Source organism: Vibrio sp. Vb1127, assembly GCF_033338735.1.
Lineage (GTDB): Bacteria > Pseudomonadota > Gammaproteobacteria > Enterobacterales > Vibrionaceae > Vibrio > Vibrio alginolyticus.
This window is the reverse complement of the sequence record NZ_JAWOTF010000001.1, coordinates 737,786-752,776: the sequence shown is the minus strand read 5'-3', so window position 1 is coordinate 752,776 and position 14,991 is coordinate 737,786. Positions and strand designations below refer to the sequence as shown.

Here is a 14,991-nt window from a genome sequence, read left to right as displayed (position 1 = left end):
AAGGATGAAGCTAGACAGTACCAATGAACAAACTCAGTTAAATTCGATGCTTTATCACGACAACAGTGCATTGGCTCACATCAAGCATAGTCGTGATCAAGAAGGCGCACTTGAAGTCGTCGCAGGTCAATTTGAGGCAATGTTCCTACAAATGGTGTTACGCCAAATGCGTAGCAGTAGTGATGCTCTTGCTGATAAAGACAGCCCGTTTGCCAGTCAGCAACAAGGGGTATTCCGTGATATGTATGACGGTCAGCTGGCGATGGAACTAGCAAAGAAACAGAGCTCAGGCATTGCCAATATGCTCATCCAGCAGCTGAGCCCGTCTATGCGTGAGGTTGCTTTCGATGCTGCGCGCAACATCTCATCCGCTAACGATGGTAAAGGTTCGAATTCTGAATCTATCTCACAAGTAGATTCTAAAGAGGTGGAGAAGAATTCAAGCCTATTTAATACCGCTTCTCAAGCCGTCGCCTCTGTTAAACAGGTATTCGGTGAGGCCGGTATGACTACCGCGTTTTCTCAGCCGTTGATCAGAAAAATGGAGCTGTAAATGAACCTAGTTAATATTGCCCTTTCAGGTTTAGGCGCGAACCGTGTGGCCCTAGACGTAACCGCGCAAAACGTGGCAAACGTGAATACCGTGGGTTACAGTCGTCAACAAGCGTTGATGGCGTCTGTCGATGATGGTAAAGCCAATCGCTTAAGTCCAGGTTTAGGGGTAGAAGTCACTAGCATTCGCCGCGTTACTGATCAATTTCTGATTAAGCAAACGTGGTCGACTAACAGTATGGCGGCATACGCATCTGGATACACCAGTAACATGAGTCAGCTGGAGAATACGCTTGGTGCCGATGGTTTCAGTATATCGGCTGGCTTGGACTCGCTAAACGCTGCGCTTAACGATGCGACCGTTAAGCCGGAATCCATACCTTACCGCCAGCAGATCATTAACGAATCTGAAGCTTTGGCCCGCCGTTTTAATACGCTTACCGAATCTTTATACAATCAACATAAAGACATGAGCGATCAACGTAATGCAGCGCTTAACCACGCGAATAGCCTTATGGAAAATATCGCGAAGGTGAACAAGCAACTGGTAGAGATGCAAGGTACAGGTGGTAACCCATCACAGTTAATGGATGAACGAGATAGGTTAATCGGTGAGTTATCTCAAACCATTGAAATCAAAACAACACAGCAGCATGACGGCAGTGTTCAGGTCACACTAACCTCTGGTCAACCGCTTGTGATGGGTACGGACCATGGCAAACTGGAAGCCATTCCTGACCCGAGTGATCCTTACTTGGCGGACTTACACGTCACGTTCTCGAATCAAAGTTTTGCGATTGGTGACTCGCTTGGTGGCAAATTAGGTGCGATTAATGACTATCAAACCGAAGTGTTGAAACCAAACCAATTGGCTCTGAATGACATGGCGAAAGCTCTCGCGGATGAATACAACGCCGTGCTTGCAACTGGCAAAGACTTAAATGGCAACCCAGGTAAACCTTTGTTCAGCTATGACCCAGCAAACCCTGCAGCCAGTTTGGATATTACCAAGCTAACTCCAGATGAGCTTGCGTTCTCAAGTGATGGCACACCTGGTAACGCAGATGCGTTGCAATCATTGATCGAGTTAAGCAACAAGCCAGTGGCGGTATCAGGTTACGGCTCAGTAAGCTTGAACGATGCCTTTAGTTCAATGGTGGGTCAAACCGCAATTAAAGCACGCCAAGCTAATGCTGATTATCAAGCGAAGTTAGCCATGAACAAGCAAGCGCACGCAGCTCGCGATAATGTTAGTTCCGTAAACAGCGATGAAGAAGCGGCTAACCTAATGATGTTTGCTAATGCGCACAATGCCAACATGAAAGTGATCAGCACAGCAAATCAACTGCTCGATTCTATTCTGCAGTTATTCTAAGAGGAAAGTTTAGATGCGAATTAGTGACAATCAATTTAGTCAAATGATGTTGCACAGCTTGCAGAGCAATAGCGCGGGATTAGGCGAAGCTCTGCAACAGATGTCTACTGGCAAGCGCTTAACCAAGCTGTCTGATGATCCAATGGCTTCGATCAAGTTGCTTAACTTAGACCGAGAAACCAGTGCGATTGCTCAGTACAAAAACAACATTGAAAACGTAAAAACGACGCTATCGAGTCAAGAAACCCATTTAGATTCGATCAAAGAAAGCTTAAAAAGCATGCGAGACATCGCGCTTTGGGGTGCGAACGGCTCTCTTACTGACGAAAGTCGTGGCGGTATGATTACAGAGCTTAAGAGTTACCGTGACTCTATTGAGTCGTCTTTTAACGCGCAGGATGAAGAAGGGCACTACCTTTTCTCTGGTACTAAAACGGATACTGCGGCTGTAAGTAAAGCGAGCGGCAGCTACGTAATTGAAGGTAATAGTGACAAGCGCGTAGTAACAATTGCTAAAGGTGTCACGATGGATTCCAATATGACTGCAAAAGAAATATTGGACCTTGGGGGAGGCCATAACGTGCTTAACCAAATTGATGCGCTGATCAAAGAGTTTGAGAGCCCTACCGCCAACTTCAGAGCTGAAGTTGAGGCGAGTATCAGCGCTATCGACGATACTTTTTCAAACGTACTAGGGACCATGACTGAGATTGGTGGTCGACACAACAACTTAGATCTTGTTGGTGGCGCGCACAGTGAAAACAAGCTGTTCGTTGACAAAGTATCTGGAGACCTCTCTGCTCTGGACTATGGTGAAGCGTCGGTACGATTGAGTAATTACATGGCCGCTTTGCAAGCAACGCAAGCAAGCTATGTGAAGATCGATGGTTTGTCGTTGTTTGACCGATTATAAGGTTAGGAAGTTCTTTTTATGGTAATGAGTACAGTAGAGGTTAGACCCCATAGCATACGCTTAGGTGGACAAGAACAAGCCTCTATCATGCCGACCCGTTCTGCAGACTCAAGTACGGCAATTAAACCGCGCCCGGCGCAAATTCAGGCTGACACTGCGTCAGCCTACTCTGTATCTGGTATTCAGCTTACACAGGGTCAGCAGCAAGCCACGGCGGTTCAGATCGCGTCCAAATCGCTGCAGGTGATTGGCAAAGAGCTCACGCAAATTAAACGTGGTTTGACGCAAGCTATTAATCAAGGCGTACAAAATGTTCCTGGTTTGCAGGATACATTGGTTCGTTCTAAAGCCACCATCCAAAAAGTCGTTGAGCAAGCACGTTTCGATGGCCAGAAAGTCCTAAATAACGAACTGCACTTAAAACTGGATAAAGCGGATATTCGTCGCTTTTCTATTCCAGGTTTGAATGTTCATCGCTTAAGCGACAAGGCCGAGCAAATCCGTTTGGATTTTCCTCAAGGTCAAGCGGTGATGATTCAGTTTGATGGACAATCAGACGGTGAGCGAACGGTCAAAATGCTGGATCGCAGCTTGATTGCGTTAGGAATGCGAGCCTCGTTAGCCGATGATGGCAGCATTTTATTTGAAGCCAGAGACAACGCTTATCAACAAATGCAGCAAAAGGTGATGGTAACGGGGGAAGGGCACCGATTCCCTGCGGGGCAGCCTAACGTTTTGAACTTAAAGTCTGAGCCAGATGGTATTGCGGAGCTCGGGTTTGATCTAGGCTCACGCGATGGCATCAAGCAGACGATTGCCAAAGTAAATCAGCATCTGAAACAAGTTCAAACGAGCTTGCAGGAAGCGAAAGCTTTTCATGGTGAACTGAATACTCAAATGCGTTCTATCCAAACCAAAACCGCACAGCTTTCAGTCAATGAAGTGAATGCAAAACTGGATGGATTCATGCAAAAGTCTGGCGAGTTTACTTCAACTTTTCAGGCATTGAATGCGCAAGCAAACGTGCGTCGTCATACCGTGGTCGCTTTACTGAAGTAACGAACACTCCAATGATTCCCGGCTTTACACTGTTATCGTCCCCCAATAACGAAAACAGCGCACTGTCGGGAATCTCTCTTTGACTCGTCTAGGGCTCGAGTGCTTTTGCCACCGAACGATTCAATTTCTGGAATAGCCATCCAAGTGCTATCAAAGATGCACCTAAGCCTAAGAAGCTTATTGCTCGCCAGAACCCATCCAGAGAGCTCACATCCCATAAGAATACTTTCAGTGCGACACCGGCAAGGACCACTAGACCGACACGCTGCATCATCAGCCCCTGTTGGGTCACGCCGCGCCAAGTCAGCAATCCACCTACGAGCAAGCCAGCCACTGAATAACTGAACAACTCTGCCATGCTGGTTGGCTGATACAGCATCATCGATGTGGTTTGCCAGAATTGACGGATAGACATCCCCAACCAAATGGCTGCAAGTAAAAAGCCTAGACTAGCAATCGCAAATCGATGAACTTGCAACGTATTCCAGCGTTTAAAGGTTGCGATAAGCAGGATGCAAGCTGGTAACAGCCAGCCGATACTCAGCATGTTAAAGATGGGAAGTGCTTGTGCCGAGACGTTATCAGTCACCAACGGCGATTCTGCCGTATTAAGCAAAATAATCAATATAGCGAACGCGCACCAAAGCAAGTAACTATAGATTTCGTAGATACGGCTTAAGCGTTGCGCAAATTGGCTGCGGTAGCTGTATACCAAACCCATAACTAATGCTTGATTGGCAAAGACTGCCGCACTTGTGAAGTCGATGTTCCCCAAGTAACCATATTGCCCCGTTAACCAGTAGTTAGTTTGGGTGAACAATGCCATTAAGAATACATGTAAAAACGCCCCTTCAAACCAGTTGGTCAGTTCTCGGTCCACTTGTTTTAGTGTTGAACGAGCATAAGACAAGATGAAGAGAGAAGGCAGATAACTCACCAGAACCCAAGCCCAATGCCCAGCTTCTACCGGTTGCCATTCGGGTATGAAAGGTAGCAGCGTGAGTCGGATAACCAGTATTCCCATTGCCACTTTAATCGCCCAACTCGCAGGTCGAAATAACCCGACTTGAGCCTGTAAGGCCATTATCGCAACTTGTATTGAGATTGCTGTTGTTAACCAAGTGTCGCTCAACCAAACAAAAGCGATACCTACGATTAAAGCATGCATAACGGCAGAGCATTCTAATGCCAACGAACGTGCACGCTGACCAAGCACAACGTAGTAAGTGGCCATCAATGCGCAGAATGCAGTCCAATACCAAAGGTAGCCTTGCATAAATTCGTCAATATAAAACAACGTAATTAAGCTCATCGCGGGAGCCAGTACCAGCAGAAGCAGCCCACTGAGTTGCGAACGGCCACTAAGTGATTGGCAATATGTTCGATAGCAGATCAGCGCAATACTCACCGCCAATGCGAATAGGATGCTAGCTTCTCGCTCTAACATATACAGCGCATCAAAAGCGATAGTAAGAACAATCTGCGCGGTTGCCGAGACGAGAATGGATGGCAAAAATACACGTAATGACCAGCCTGTACGAAGTGCTGGTAGCCAGATGATCGCAACAAGCAGCGTATAACAGTACGCCATTTGTAGAGTGTTCAGCTCCGGCATTCTGGTGACGGCAGAAAAGGTCAATAATACAATTGCGAGAGCGGTAGCGGTCGGCGAGTTTGTCCACTTGCTTTGATAGTGACGAAAGCGAGGATTGAGCATCCAACCCATTCTCGGAACCGCGAAAATGAGATACAAAGTGATGGAGAGATAAATCACGAGCCACGAGAACAACAGTTCTGTTGGTACACTCTCAATCAACAGCAACATCCAAATGACATGTGGAATCGCGATACTTGGCGTAATCCATGCCCTACGCACTTTTTGCATCAATAAGGTCGCCGCGAACGAAATCGCGCAGATGTATCCGGCTAACAAAAAGTAGTTGGGTTCACTACCTCCAATCCACAGTGGTGCTGTGTAGCCACCAATTAAGCCAAGCACGGCCATTAACGGCCCTTGTCGCAATGATAATGCTAAACTGAAAAATGCTGCTGAAGCCAAAATGATCAACGAGATACTTGGCGTTAGCATTTGATAAACCACAAAGGCAAAAATGACGGTGCAGTAAATGCCCGTTAATCCCGTACCGGTAACGGCAGCAGGAACATACGTAAAGCCTTGGGCTCGTGCTGCCCGTTGCGGATTCTGTTGTTCTTTACGGTGAAACCACTCGCCAACAAGCACCATAAGTAATGAGATCACAAAGGCAAAGGACACTCGCATAAATGGCGAAAACTGGATGTGACTACCAATCACCTGTACGAGATAACCTCCACCGATCAGCATGGCCAATGCGCCTACCCAAACCAACCAATTTTCTTGAATGTTGCTAAGCAGGCTCTGAACTTTACTCTGAAGGAATGACTCATTTTCTTGACTAAAAACATCCAGTTGCACTTCTCTTGTCTGGGCGTACCCTTGATTCGCAGCGCTCTGGTCAAAATCTAGGTTGGCAGCTGGATCATGTTCCCCAGAGGATGAGACATTTTTCTGTTGTGATTCTATGTGAGGTGACGTCGCTACAGATGGTGTGTCTTTTTCGATGCTGGATTGTTGGTGCACTTGTGGGTTTGAGCCCCCATGGACACTGGCTCGTAGTGATGTGACTTCCTCACGAAGTTTGGCTAGTTCTTTTTCTAAAAGTGCAGCTCGGTTGGCGGCTTTCACTCCGATGAGGATGGCGAGACACGCCATGAACAGTGCTAGTATTACGTACAATCCATTTCTCCTTGCGTACGTCGCGTGACCCACGATTCTTAACTTTGAGCACTTACGCTAAAGCTTAGTTCATGCTCTATGCCTTAGCCTCATATAGTGCTAGGTTCCGCGCTTTCTTCAGAAATCATTCTACATAATGAAACTCAATGCGTAATGATGAATTCGACAAAGTCGCACACTTGTGTGCCACTTTAAGACCTGATGAACAAAAATGAGTCGTTAAGTCATTGGGGGTCAACTATATTCATAGTTCTGATGCGATCGCCAAAGGACTTCAAACATGTGCGTTTCGTAGCGATGTCATCGAAGGTCAGTCGTTTGATTTGCACGTTCGGTTGTTTCTATTTGACCGTAAGGCTGAATGTATTCGGGTATAGCGCATTCACGCGAAAAAAGACAAAAACAGGTAATTATTGATGCAAGTGGGTAATGAAGCGCTGGTGCTGTCAGCGGTTGGGGTTATTGGTTTAGGTTGCCAATGGTTAGCTTGGCGATTGCGTTTGCCAGCGATTTTATTTTTGTTGTTGGCAGGGCTGATCGTCGGGCCATTTATGCAGTGGTTAAATCCTGATGAGATATTAGGTAATTTGCTCTTTCCGTTGGTCTCTTTGGCGGTGGCAGTGATTTTATTTGAAGGCAGTTTGACCTTAAATTTTAAAGAAATTCGTGGCGTGAGTGGTTCGGTATGGAGCATTGTTTCCATCGGGGCGATCATTTCGTGGGCGGCAACCAGTATCGCAACACACTATTTCCTCGGCTTTACTTGGGAGCTTGCCATGTTGTTCGGCAGCTTAACCGTAGTAACAGGGCCGACGGTCATCGTGCCACTTCTACGAACCGTAAGACCTAACAGTACGCTTGCTAACATTTTGCGATGGGAAGGGATTTTGATTGACCCGCTCGGTGCGCTTTTTGTTGTGATGGTTTACGAGTTTATCGTATCTCACAGCGCGATAAATAGCGTCGAAGTGTTTGGGACGATCATTGCTGTCGGTGTCATGCTAGGTGCGGCCTCAGGCTATGCAGTTGCGACGATCATGCGTCGCTCTTGGCTACCGGAATATTTGCAGCCATTTGCGGTTTTGATGGTGGTTCTAGGTGTATTTTCGGTCTCTAACCACATTGAGTCTGAAGCTGGGTTACTAACCGTCACCGTAATGGGTATGTGGCTCGCAAACGCTAAAGACATCAATATTCAGCAAATTCTGCACTTTAAAGAGCATTTAACCATTTTACTGATCACCGGATTGTTCATCTTCCTTGCGGCTCGAATCAGTCTGGATGATTTTGCTGCGCTAGGTAGCGGTGCGTTATTGTTGTTTGTATTTATGCAGTTAGTGTCGCGTCCGTTATCGATTTTTCTTTCAACCTTCCGCAGCAACTTGCGTCTTAAAGATAAGCTGTTTTTGTCTTGGGTTGCACCGCGCGGTATTGTTGCTGCTTCGATTTCGTCTCTTTTCGCGATCAAATTGACTGAATACGGCATTGATGAAGCGATTTTACTGGTCCCTATGACCTTCATGGTGATTATAGGAACGGTCGTGTTACAAAGTGCGACGGCACGTCCTGTAGCGCTGACGTTGGGCGTCGCAGAGCCAGCACCACGCGGCTTCTTGTTGATTGGTGCTAACCGAGTAGCAAGAGAAATAGGGCAGGCGTTGTCGCGTTATGACCGTCGCGTATTAATGACTGACTCAAACTGGGAGTACATCAGTCAGGTTCGTATGTTGGGACTGGATTACTATTACGGCAACCCTATTTCTAGTCACGCGGACGACAACTTGAACTTGATAGGAATAGGTCAAGTGGTTGCATTAACGCCCGATCAGCATTTCAACATTATGGCTTGCATGCAATTCGTCGACGAGTTCGGGGAAGATAAAGTTCACTGCTTACAAAAAGTGAAAACCAACAGCAATGGCAGCGAGAAGCACTCCGTGGCTCAGGAGTACCATGGTAAATTGCTGATGGGCGGCAATGTAAGCTATACCCAGCTAGCCAGTATGTTAAGTCGTGGTGCAGAGGTTAAACACACGAAATTGAGCGATAACTTCACGTATCAAGATTATTTAGCGCATCACAAAGGTAGTTCAGTTGTACCGCTGTTCCATGTAGAAGAAAAAGGAAAAATTCAATTCTGTGATGATCCCGAACAGTTTGAACCAACGACGACAAGCACTGTTGTGTCGCTAATTCTGTCGGACAGCGTAAAGTAAACTACAGAGCAATGTGATCCATTTGCATCATGGGTATCGTACGCTGATTATCTCAATTTGAAGAGAAACTTGCCGGCTTGTTTAAAACGGAAATCGAGTTTCTTTTCTTATAATGTCAGGGGCAGTCGAGATTCATTACTCGTTTCGGAAAAGTAATCCGGCAAATTCACAAAATTCGCATTGACGTTACTGATAAGGATCGCAATACTGCGCGACTGTTTTACTTTAGGGTGACATTATGGCTCCGCAAACTAACCGAAAAGATTTACACCTAGATGCTGTTTTACATCATGATATGAGCATGAAGCATAAAACGGCGGGTTTTGAGTCTGTCGAGTTTGAACACTGTGCGCTGCCAGAATGTGACTTTCACGCGATCGATTTATCGACAGAGTTTCTTGGTCATCAATTAGCGCTACCGTTTTTGATTAGCTCGATGACTGGCGGAGCAAAAGACGCAGAAACGATCAATTGTCGTTTGGCTGAAGCCGCAAGTGAATTAGGTATTGCCATGGGCGTCGGCTCGCAACGGATTAGCTTAGAAGAAAGTCAGCATTCGGGCTTGGGTAAAACCATTCGTGAGTTGGCGAAAGAAGTACCGTTGTATTCCAATCTTGGAGCCGCTCAATTGCTCGATAAAGGTAAACTCGATAATGCGCAACGTGCGGTTGAGGCGATTCAAGCAGATGCCTTGTTTGTGCACGTTAATCCAATGCAGGAAGCGTTTCAGAAAAATGGCGACCACAATTGGGTTGGTGTTTTCCAGGCAATTGAGATGCTTAAATCTCGCGTGAAGGTTCCTATCATTATCAAAGAAGTCGGTTTTGGTATTAGCGGACACATTGCGCAGCGATTAATTGATGCTGGTGTGGATGCAATTGACGTTGCGGGCGCGGGTGGCACAAGCTGGAGTGCGGTTGAAGGGTATTGCCAAGACAATCCGAAAATGCAGCGTGCAGCCGAGCTTTTCCGCGATTGGGGTGTCCCTACAGCAACATGTTTGGCTCAAATCCGCGCACTGCATCCTACATTACCGTTGATCGCCTCGGGAGGTGTTCATAACGGACTTGAAGCGGCGAAAGCCATTCATTTGGGTGCTAATCTCATTGGGCAAGCTGGTGCGGTATTAAAAGCTGCGACGATCAGCACGCAGTCTGTCGTCGAACACTTTGAACAAATGGCATTAGAGCTGCGTTTAGCGTGCTTTGGTACTGGCTCTTCTAAGGTTGGTGAGCTAACGAAAGCGCGCTGCCTATAGCTTTTAGAATGGCGCGCTTTACACAGAGTCGCTCAATAATTTTTCGATGTCTTAACACGTAGACTGATAATTTCGTTATAGTTGATACAAAAGTCACTTCAGCTAGTGACGCCTTTATTCAAACACTTGAATGGGCACGTGTTGAAGAGATTGAGTTTAGTTTTACTATTGTTTGCAACTGGAACCTTAAATTTATGAAAAAACTAGTCATGCTGATGTTGGCGGCTTCTGCTTTGACCGCTTGTAGTGATGAAGTGGGCACTGAAGGCTGGTGTAACGACATGCGCGATAAGCCAAAAACAGAATGGACAGCAGACAACGCGGTAGACTTTGCAAAGCATTGTGTTCTGCAAGATGGTGTCGGCAGCGAGCAATGGTGTGAAAACCTGAAAGATAAGCCGAAAGGTGACTGGACTGCAAACGAAGCGACCAGCTTTACTAAACACTGCATTTTTTAAGCACAGCGGAAAGCGCCTTTTCTGAGGCGACATTCTGTGAGGTAAACACCAAGCGTTATTGCTTGGTGTTTTTGTATCTAAAATAGCTCGATTTTTCACGTGTCAGCGCACTTCTCTCTGAATGGAAAGTTTTACATTTTCGTTTCATTTTTGAAAACCTGTATTGCCTGCCTTTAATTTTTCGTATTGCAATGGCATGGTGTCGAGATAGCCATCTAATTCAATTAGATTCATAACAAAAAGGAATTCAAATGGAAGTACTAAAAGGCTCATGTCTGTGCGGCAAGGTAAAGTTGGAAGTGGCAGATGAATTTAAGTACATGGGAAATTGCCATTGCTCTGAATGCCGCAAGTTCACAGGTTCTGACTATTCATCTGCCGGTGGTATTGCGTTGGATAAACTGCTTATTATCCAAGGGAAAGAAGATATTCAAACTTATCAGAAAAGCGAAAATACCATGCTATGCTTTTGTCGCCACTGCGGATCGAGCCTGTATTCGAAAAAGAACAATGGGATCGTCAATATTCGCCTTGGTATCTTGGATGACACACCTTCTCACAAGCCTGATTTCCATATTTTTGTCGCATCGAAAGCGCCATGGATCGAGATATCGGATAACCTGACTCAATTTGATGTAGGGCCCAGATAGTAGAGTTGTTGTAGATAAGTATTTAGAAACAGAGCGCGTTACAATACGCTTGCGACGCGCTCTGTGCTTTTACTTTGTATATTAGAACGGAGACGACTATTTGGCGTCTTGTAGTTCTTCAAAGCCACCTGCATTGTGCAGATTCGTAAAGCCTTGCGATTGTAAGTATTGATACGCTTTGCCAGAGCGGTTACCACTGCGACAGTACAACACGATAGCTTGATCTTTATCGACGTCTTGAAAATGTTTATCAAGTTCAGATAAAGGGAAGTTGACGGCATTATCCAAATGCCCTTCAGAAAACTCTTGCGGCGTGCGCACATCGACAATCATCGCGCCCTCGTCAATCAATTGCCAACCTTGTTCAGCGCGTTCAGAAGCTGACACGTTGGGTGAGAGGAAGCCAACGCATAACGTTGCAAGAAATAGAGATACGGCCTTTTTCATTGTTTGATTATCCTTTTTAAGAGTACGTAACCACTCTAGATTTGATTGAGCACATTTTCCATCATAAAGAGATGCTAAGTGGTTGTGAATGCGATAATTCGATAGAAAATTTTATTTAATTTAATAAAAAATTTTTATCAAATTCACCTCTTGAACTCTCATTTTTCGACCTTATTATTTTCATCGAAAGCGAGCTGTCGACTCGCAAATCCATCTTGATGTTTATTTTGTCTTTTATTTTTGGTTCCAAGTAGGAGGCACTTAAAAATGAAAATTCGTCCTTTAAATGACAAGCTAATTGTTGAAAGACAAGAGGTGGAAAATAAATCTGAAGGGGGAATCGTTTTAACTTCTCAGTCGGTGAAAAAATCAAACCGCGGGAAAGTCATTGCTGTTGGTTTAGGTAAACGTCTTGAAAATGGCGAACGCGCTGCGATGGAAGTCAAAGTGGGCGACCAAATCATTTTCAATGACGGTTACGGCGTGAAAACCGAGAAAATTGACGGCGCAGAATACTTAATTCTGTCCGAATCTGATGTGTTAGCAATCGTTGAGTAATTATTTTTGTAGTAGTTTTTTGAGGAGATAACCATGGCTGCAAAAGACGTATTATTTGCTAATGACGCACGTCAAAAAATGCTGAAAGGTGTGAACTTACTGGCGGACGCAGTAAAAGTGACACTAGGCCCGAAAGGCCGCAACGTTGTGCTTGATAAATCTTACGGCGCGCCAACCATCACCAAAGATGGCGTGTCTGTAGCGAAAGAAATCGAACTGAAAGATAAGTTCGAAAACATGGGCGCACAAATGGTGAAACAAGTGGCGTCCAAAGCGAATGATGAAGCGGGGGACGGTACAACGACGGCTACCGTACTGGCGCAATCTTTCATCAATGAAGGTCTTAAAGCGGTAGCCTCTGGCATGAACCCAATGGACCTAAAACGTGGTATCGACAAAGCCACTGAAGCGGCGGTTGAGAAACTACGTGAAATGTCTAAGCCATGCAGCGACAAAGAATCCATTACCCAAGTGGGTAGCATTTCTGCAAACAGCGATCGCGCGATCGGTGAAATCATTGCAGAAGCGATGGAAAAAGTGGGTCGCAATGGCGTGATTACGGTTGAAGAAGGCCAAGGTCTAAACAACGAATTGTCTGTGGTTGAAGGTATGCAATTCGACCGCGGTTACTTGTCGCCATACTTCATCACTAACCAAGAAAATGGCAGCGTCGAGCTAGACAACCCATACATCCTATTGGTGGACAAAAAAGTCAGCAGCATCCGCGAGCTATTGCCTGTACTAGAAGAAGTAGCGAAATCTTCTCGCTCGCTATTGATCATTGCTGAAGACATCGAAGGTGAAGCGTTAGCGACATTGGTTGTGAACAACATGCGCGGCATCGTGCGTGCGACCGCGGTGAAAGCGCCTGGCTTTGGTGACAACCGTAAAGCGATGATGGAAGACATTGCGGTACTAACTGCTGGTACGGTCATCTCTGAAGAAATCGGCCTAGAGCTCGAAAAAGCAACGTTAGAGCAACTAGGTAGTGCGAAGAAAGTTACCATCACCAAAGACACAACAACCATTGTGGGTGGTGCAGCAGAAGCAAGCGCGATTGCTGATCGTGTGGCTTCGATTGAAAAACAAATCGAAACAACCACTTCTCAATACGACAAAGATAAGCTTCAACAACGTGTTGCGAAGCTATCTGGCGGCGTAGCGGTGATCAAGATCGGCGCTGCAACCGAAGTTGAGATGAAAGAGAAGAAAGACCGCGTGGACGATGCGCTACACGCTACTCGCGCAGCGGTTGAAGAAGGTATTGTTGCTGGTGGTGGTGTTGCCCTAACTAAGATCGCGAAAGAATTGGCGGATCTAAAAGGCGACAATGATGACCAAAACGTGGGTATCCGAGTTGCGCTACGTGCAATGGAAGAGCCTCTTCGTCAAATCGCAACTAACGCAGGTGACGAAGCTTCTGTTGTGGCGAACGCTGTTAAAGCGGGTGATGCCGATTACGGTTACAACGCTGCAACAGGTGAATACGGCAACATGATCGAAATGGGCATCTTGGACCCTGCGAAAGTAACACGCTCAGCGCTTCAATTCGCTGCGTCTGTTGCTGGCTTGATGATCACCACTGAAGCGATGATCACCAACCACGTTGAAGACAAAGAACTTGATATCTAACGTCATTAATCGTTAGTGATTAAGTAAGCGTTAAAACAACAATAACATTGCAAAACCTAAGCGGGCTCGCTTGAGCCCGCTAATCAGTCATTTGAGGTAAGTGTTATGACCCGTTTACCTGCGTTTTCTTTCTCAATATCTGAGCCGGGCGGTAATGAAGCTTCGTCAACGTGGCCGACTGCTATTCACTTCCCCCTCGTTCCAGCTGGGCCAGAGTTTTCGATCGAAAATGCTCTGCCTAAACGTCCGACAGTGACGATATTCACTATCGATCTGTCTCAGTTATTTAAAGGGGACGCTCGGGTCATCCATTAACTGTATCGAAACAGCCAGCGTACGTTGGCTGTCTTTTTCTAATTTAAAGTATTGATAGTGTAGATTTTTATTTGATTACTGCCACTTGTTCAATGATCAATTTGAATTGGGGTAATCGGACCGCAAGCGTACTACACCTTTAAGCCCAGCATCGCGCCGAAAATGATCAATCCCGCCCCACATGCTTGATTGAGTCGATGCTTAATCTTCAACAAGAAAGCTTGTAGCTGGGATGACGTGAATAAAACAGCAACGATAGAAAACCAAATACCATGCAGCGCAATCATATAAATCCCGTAAAAAAAGGCGATGTGTTGCTGACTAGAGTCGGGAGAAATCACTTGGCTAAAAATACTCAGAAAAAACAGCATCGTCTTGGGATTGAGTAAATTACACAGAAATCCCTGCATGAAAAATCGCCACATTGAATACTCGCTCTGTTGAATGGTTTCTGAGTTTGACGCAGGCTGCGAGGAGAATATTCCTTTAATCCCAAGGTAGACAAGATAAGCGGCCCCAAGATAGCGCACGAGATTAAACAACCATTCATTTTGTGAAATTAAGTAACTGATCCCCAGCATGGAGTAAGCGATGTGGATGCTGATCGCCATGCTGATACCAATCGCACTGTATACGCCTGCTTTTCGTCCTTGATTTAAGCTATTTCTTAATACCAAAACAAAGTCTGCGCCAGGGCTAATGACAATAAGCACACCTAATAACGCAAGAGTTACAAATTCCATATCGATTTCCTGTTTGAATGATGAAGTCTGGGATGTAGC

General features: G+C 45.7%; 14 protein-coding genes. 11 read left to right on the top strand and 3 right to left on the bottom strand.

Features of this window, described 5'->3' with window-relative positions; translation table 11 throughout:
• Positions 1 to 4 precede the first annotated feature (4 nt).
• Genes R7H07_RS03285 through R7H07_RS03270 form a run of 4 tightly spaced genes read left to right on the top strand, consistent with a single transcriptional unit; the run spans position 5 to position 3,899 of the window.
• Positions 5 to 553 (top strand): rod-binding protein, encoded by a 549-nt coding sequence (locus R7H07_RS03285; protein WP_054728653.1) that lies wholly within the window; start codon positions 5 to 7, stop codon positions 551 to 553.
• Positions 554 to 1,927, top strand: a complete 1,374-nt coding sequence (gene flgK / locus R7H07_RS03280; protein ID WP_005374000.1) for a flagellar hook-associated protein FlgK — start codon at positions 554 to 556, stop codon at positions 1,925 to 1,927.
• 13 nt (positions 1,928 to 1,940) lie between these two features.
• Complete coding sequence (gene flgL, locus R7H07_RS03275; protein WP_005373998.1) at positions 1,941 to 2,840, top strand: flagellar hook-associated protein FlgL; 900 nt, start codon at positions 1,941 to 1,943, stop codon at positions 2,838 to 2,840.
• Between the two features lie 18 nt (positions 2,841 to 2,858).
• Positions 2,859 to 3,899, top strand: coding sequence for a flagellin (locus R7H07_RS03270; RefSeq protein WP_005373996.1), 1,041 nt, complete (start codon positions 2,859 to 2,861; stop codon positions 3,897 to 3,899).
• Positions 3,900 to 3,987: 88 nt separating this feature from the next.
• Here the strand turns inward: R7H07_RS03270 and R7H07_RS03265 are convergent, their stop codons facing one another.
• The gene (locus R7H07_RS03265; RefSeq protein WP_065275134.1) at positions 3,988 to 6,651 is read right to left on the bottom strand and encodes a DUF2339 domain-containing protein; all 2,664 of its coding nucleotides are present in this window, start codon (positions 6,649 to 6,651) and stop codon (positions 3,988 to 3,990) included.
• Positions 6,652 to 7,091: 440 nt separating this feature from the next.
• Here R7H07_RS03265 and R7H07_RS03260 point away from each other — a divergent pair, with 440 nt between their 5' ends.
• The 4 genes from R7H07_RS03260 (at position 7,092) to R7H07_RS03245 (ending at position 11,257) form a co-directional block, all read left to right on the top strand.
• The gene (locus R7H07_RS03260) at positions 7,092 to 8,891 is read left to right on the top strand and encodes a cation:proton antiporter (RefSeq protein ID WP_005388694.1); all 1,800 of its coding nucleotides are present in this window, start codon (positions 7,092 to 7,094) and stop codon (positions 8,889 to 8,891) included.
• A gap of 238 nt (positions 8,892 to 9,129) precedes the next feature.
• The gene (gene fni, locus R7H07_RS03255; protein WP_054576170.1) at positions 9,130 to 10,149 is read left to right on the top strand and encodes a type 2 isopentenyl-diphosphate Delta-isomerase; all 1,020 of its coding nucleotides are present in this window, start codon (positions 9,130 to 9,132) and stop codon (positions 10,147 to 10,149) included.
• Positions 10,150 to 10,343: 194 nt separating this feature from the next.
• Entirely contained in the window at positions 10,344 to 10,607 is a 264-nt protein-coding gene (locus R7H07_RS03250; protein ID WP_005373992.1) for a DUF3012 domain-containing protein, read from the top strand.
• Between the two features lie 251 nt (positions 10,608 to 10,858).
• Positions 10,859 to 11,257 (top strand): GFA family protein, encoded by a 399-nt coding sequence (locus R7H07_RS03245; RefSeq protein WP_206958707.1) that lies wholly within the window; start codon positions 10,859 to 10,861, stop codon positions 11,255 to 11,257.
• 96 nt (positions 11,258 to 11,353) lie between these two features.
• Here the strand turns inward: R7H07_RS03245 and R7H07_RS03240 are convergent, their stop codons facing one another.
• Positions 11,354 to 11,704, bottom strand: coding sequence for a rhodanese-like domain-containing protein (locus R7H07_RS03240; RefSeq protein WP_025768015.1), 351 nt, complete (start codon positions 11,702 to 11,704; stop codon positions 11,354 to 11,356).
• Between the two features lie 267 nt (positions 11,705 to 11,971).
• On the opposite strand from R7H07_RS03240, the gene R7H07_RS03235 reads away from it, so the two are divergent.
• From R7H07_RS03235 to R7H07_RS03225, 3 genes are all read left to right on the top strand, one after another.
• Positions 11,972 to 12,262: a co-chaperone GroES gene (locus R7H07_RS03235; RefSeq protein ID WP_005373989.1), complete on the top strand. Its 291-nt coding sequence runs from the start codon at positions 11,972 to 11,974 to the stop codon at positions 12,260 to 12,262.
• 33 nt (positions 12,263 to 12,295) lie between these two features.
• The gene (gene groL / locus R7H07_RS03230) at positions 12,296 to 13,894 is read left to right on the top strand and encodes a chaperonin GroEL (RefSeq protein ID WP_005388702.1); all 1,599 of its coding nucleotides are present in this window, start codon (positions 12,296 to 12,298) and stop codon (positions 13,892 to 13,894) included.
• 105 nt (positions 13,895 to 13,999) lie between these two features.
• The gene (locus R7H07_RS03225; protein WP_005373984.1) at positions 14,000 to 14,209 is read left to right on the top strand and encodes a hypothetical protein; all 210 of its coding nucleotides are present in this window, start codon (positions 14,000 to 14,002) and stop codon (positions 14,207 to 14,209) included.
• Positions 14,210 to 14,340: 131 nt separating this feature from the next.
• On the opposite strand, the gene R7H07_RS03220 is transcribed toward R7H07_RS03225, so the two are convergent.
• Positions 14,341 to 14,952: a LysE family translocator gene (locus tag R7H07_RS03220; RefSeq protein ID WP_033906294.1), complete on the bottom strand. Its 612-nt coding sequence runs from the start codon at positions 14,950 to 14,952 to the stop codon at positions 14,341 to 14,343.
• Positions 14,953 to 14,991 lie beyond the last annotated feature (39 nt).

Coding starts and splice junctions, on each gene's coding strand:
- R7H07_RS03285 (WP_054728653.1), top strand. CDS start 5: ATGAAGCTAGACAGTACCAATGAACAAACTCAGTTAAATTCGATGCTT.
- flgK (WP_005374000.1), top strand. CDS start 554: ATGAACCTAGTTAATATTGCCCTTTCAGGTTTAGGCGCGAACCGTGTG.
- flgL (WP_005373998.1), top strand. CDS start 1,941: ATGCGAATTAGTGACAATCAATTTAGTCAAATGATGTTGCACAGCTTG.
- R7H07_RS03270 (WP_005373996.1), top strand. CDS start 2,859: ATGGTAATGAGTACAGTAGAGGTTAGACCCCATAGCATACGCTTAGGT.
- R7H07_RS03265 (WP_065275134.1), bottom strand. CDS start 6,651: ATGGCGTGTCTCGCCATCCTCATCGGAGTGAAAGCCGCCAACCGAGCT.
- R7H07_RS03260 (WP_005388694.1), top strand. CDS start 7,092: ATGCAAGTGGGTAATGAAGCGCTGGTGCTGTCAGCGGTTGGGGTTATT.
- fni (WP_054576170.1), top strand. CDS start 9,130: ATGGCTCCGCAAACTAACCGAAAAGATTTACACCTAGATGCTGTTTTA.
- R7H07_RS03250 (WP_005373992.1), top strand. CDS start 10,344: ATGAAAAAACTAGTCATGCTGATGTTGGCGGCTTCTGCTTTGACCGCT.
- R7H07_RS03245 (WP_206958707.1), top strand. CDS start 10,859: ATGGAAGTACTAAAAGGCTCATGTCTGTGCGGCAAGGTAAAGTTGGAA.
- R7H07_RS03240 (WP_025768015.1), bottom strand. CDS start 11,704: ATGAAAAAGGCCGTATCTCTATTTCTTGCAACGTTATGCGTTGGCTTC.
- R7H07_RS03235 (WP_005373989.1), top strand. CDS start 11,972: ATGAAAATTCGTCCTTTAAATGACAAGCTAATTGTTGAAAGACAAGAG.
- groL (WP_005388702.1), top strand. CDS start 12,296: ATGGCTGCAAAAGACGTATTATTTGCTAATGACGCACGTCAAAAAATG.
- R7H07_RS03225 (WP_005373984.1), top strand. CDS start 14,000: ATGACCCGTTTACCTGCGTTTTCTTTCTCAATATCTGAGCCGGGCGGT.
- R7H07_RS03220 (WP_033906294.1), bottom strand. CDS start 14,952: ATGGAATTTGTAACTCTTGCGTTATTAGGTGTGCTTATTGTCATTAGC.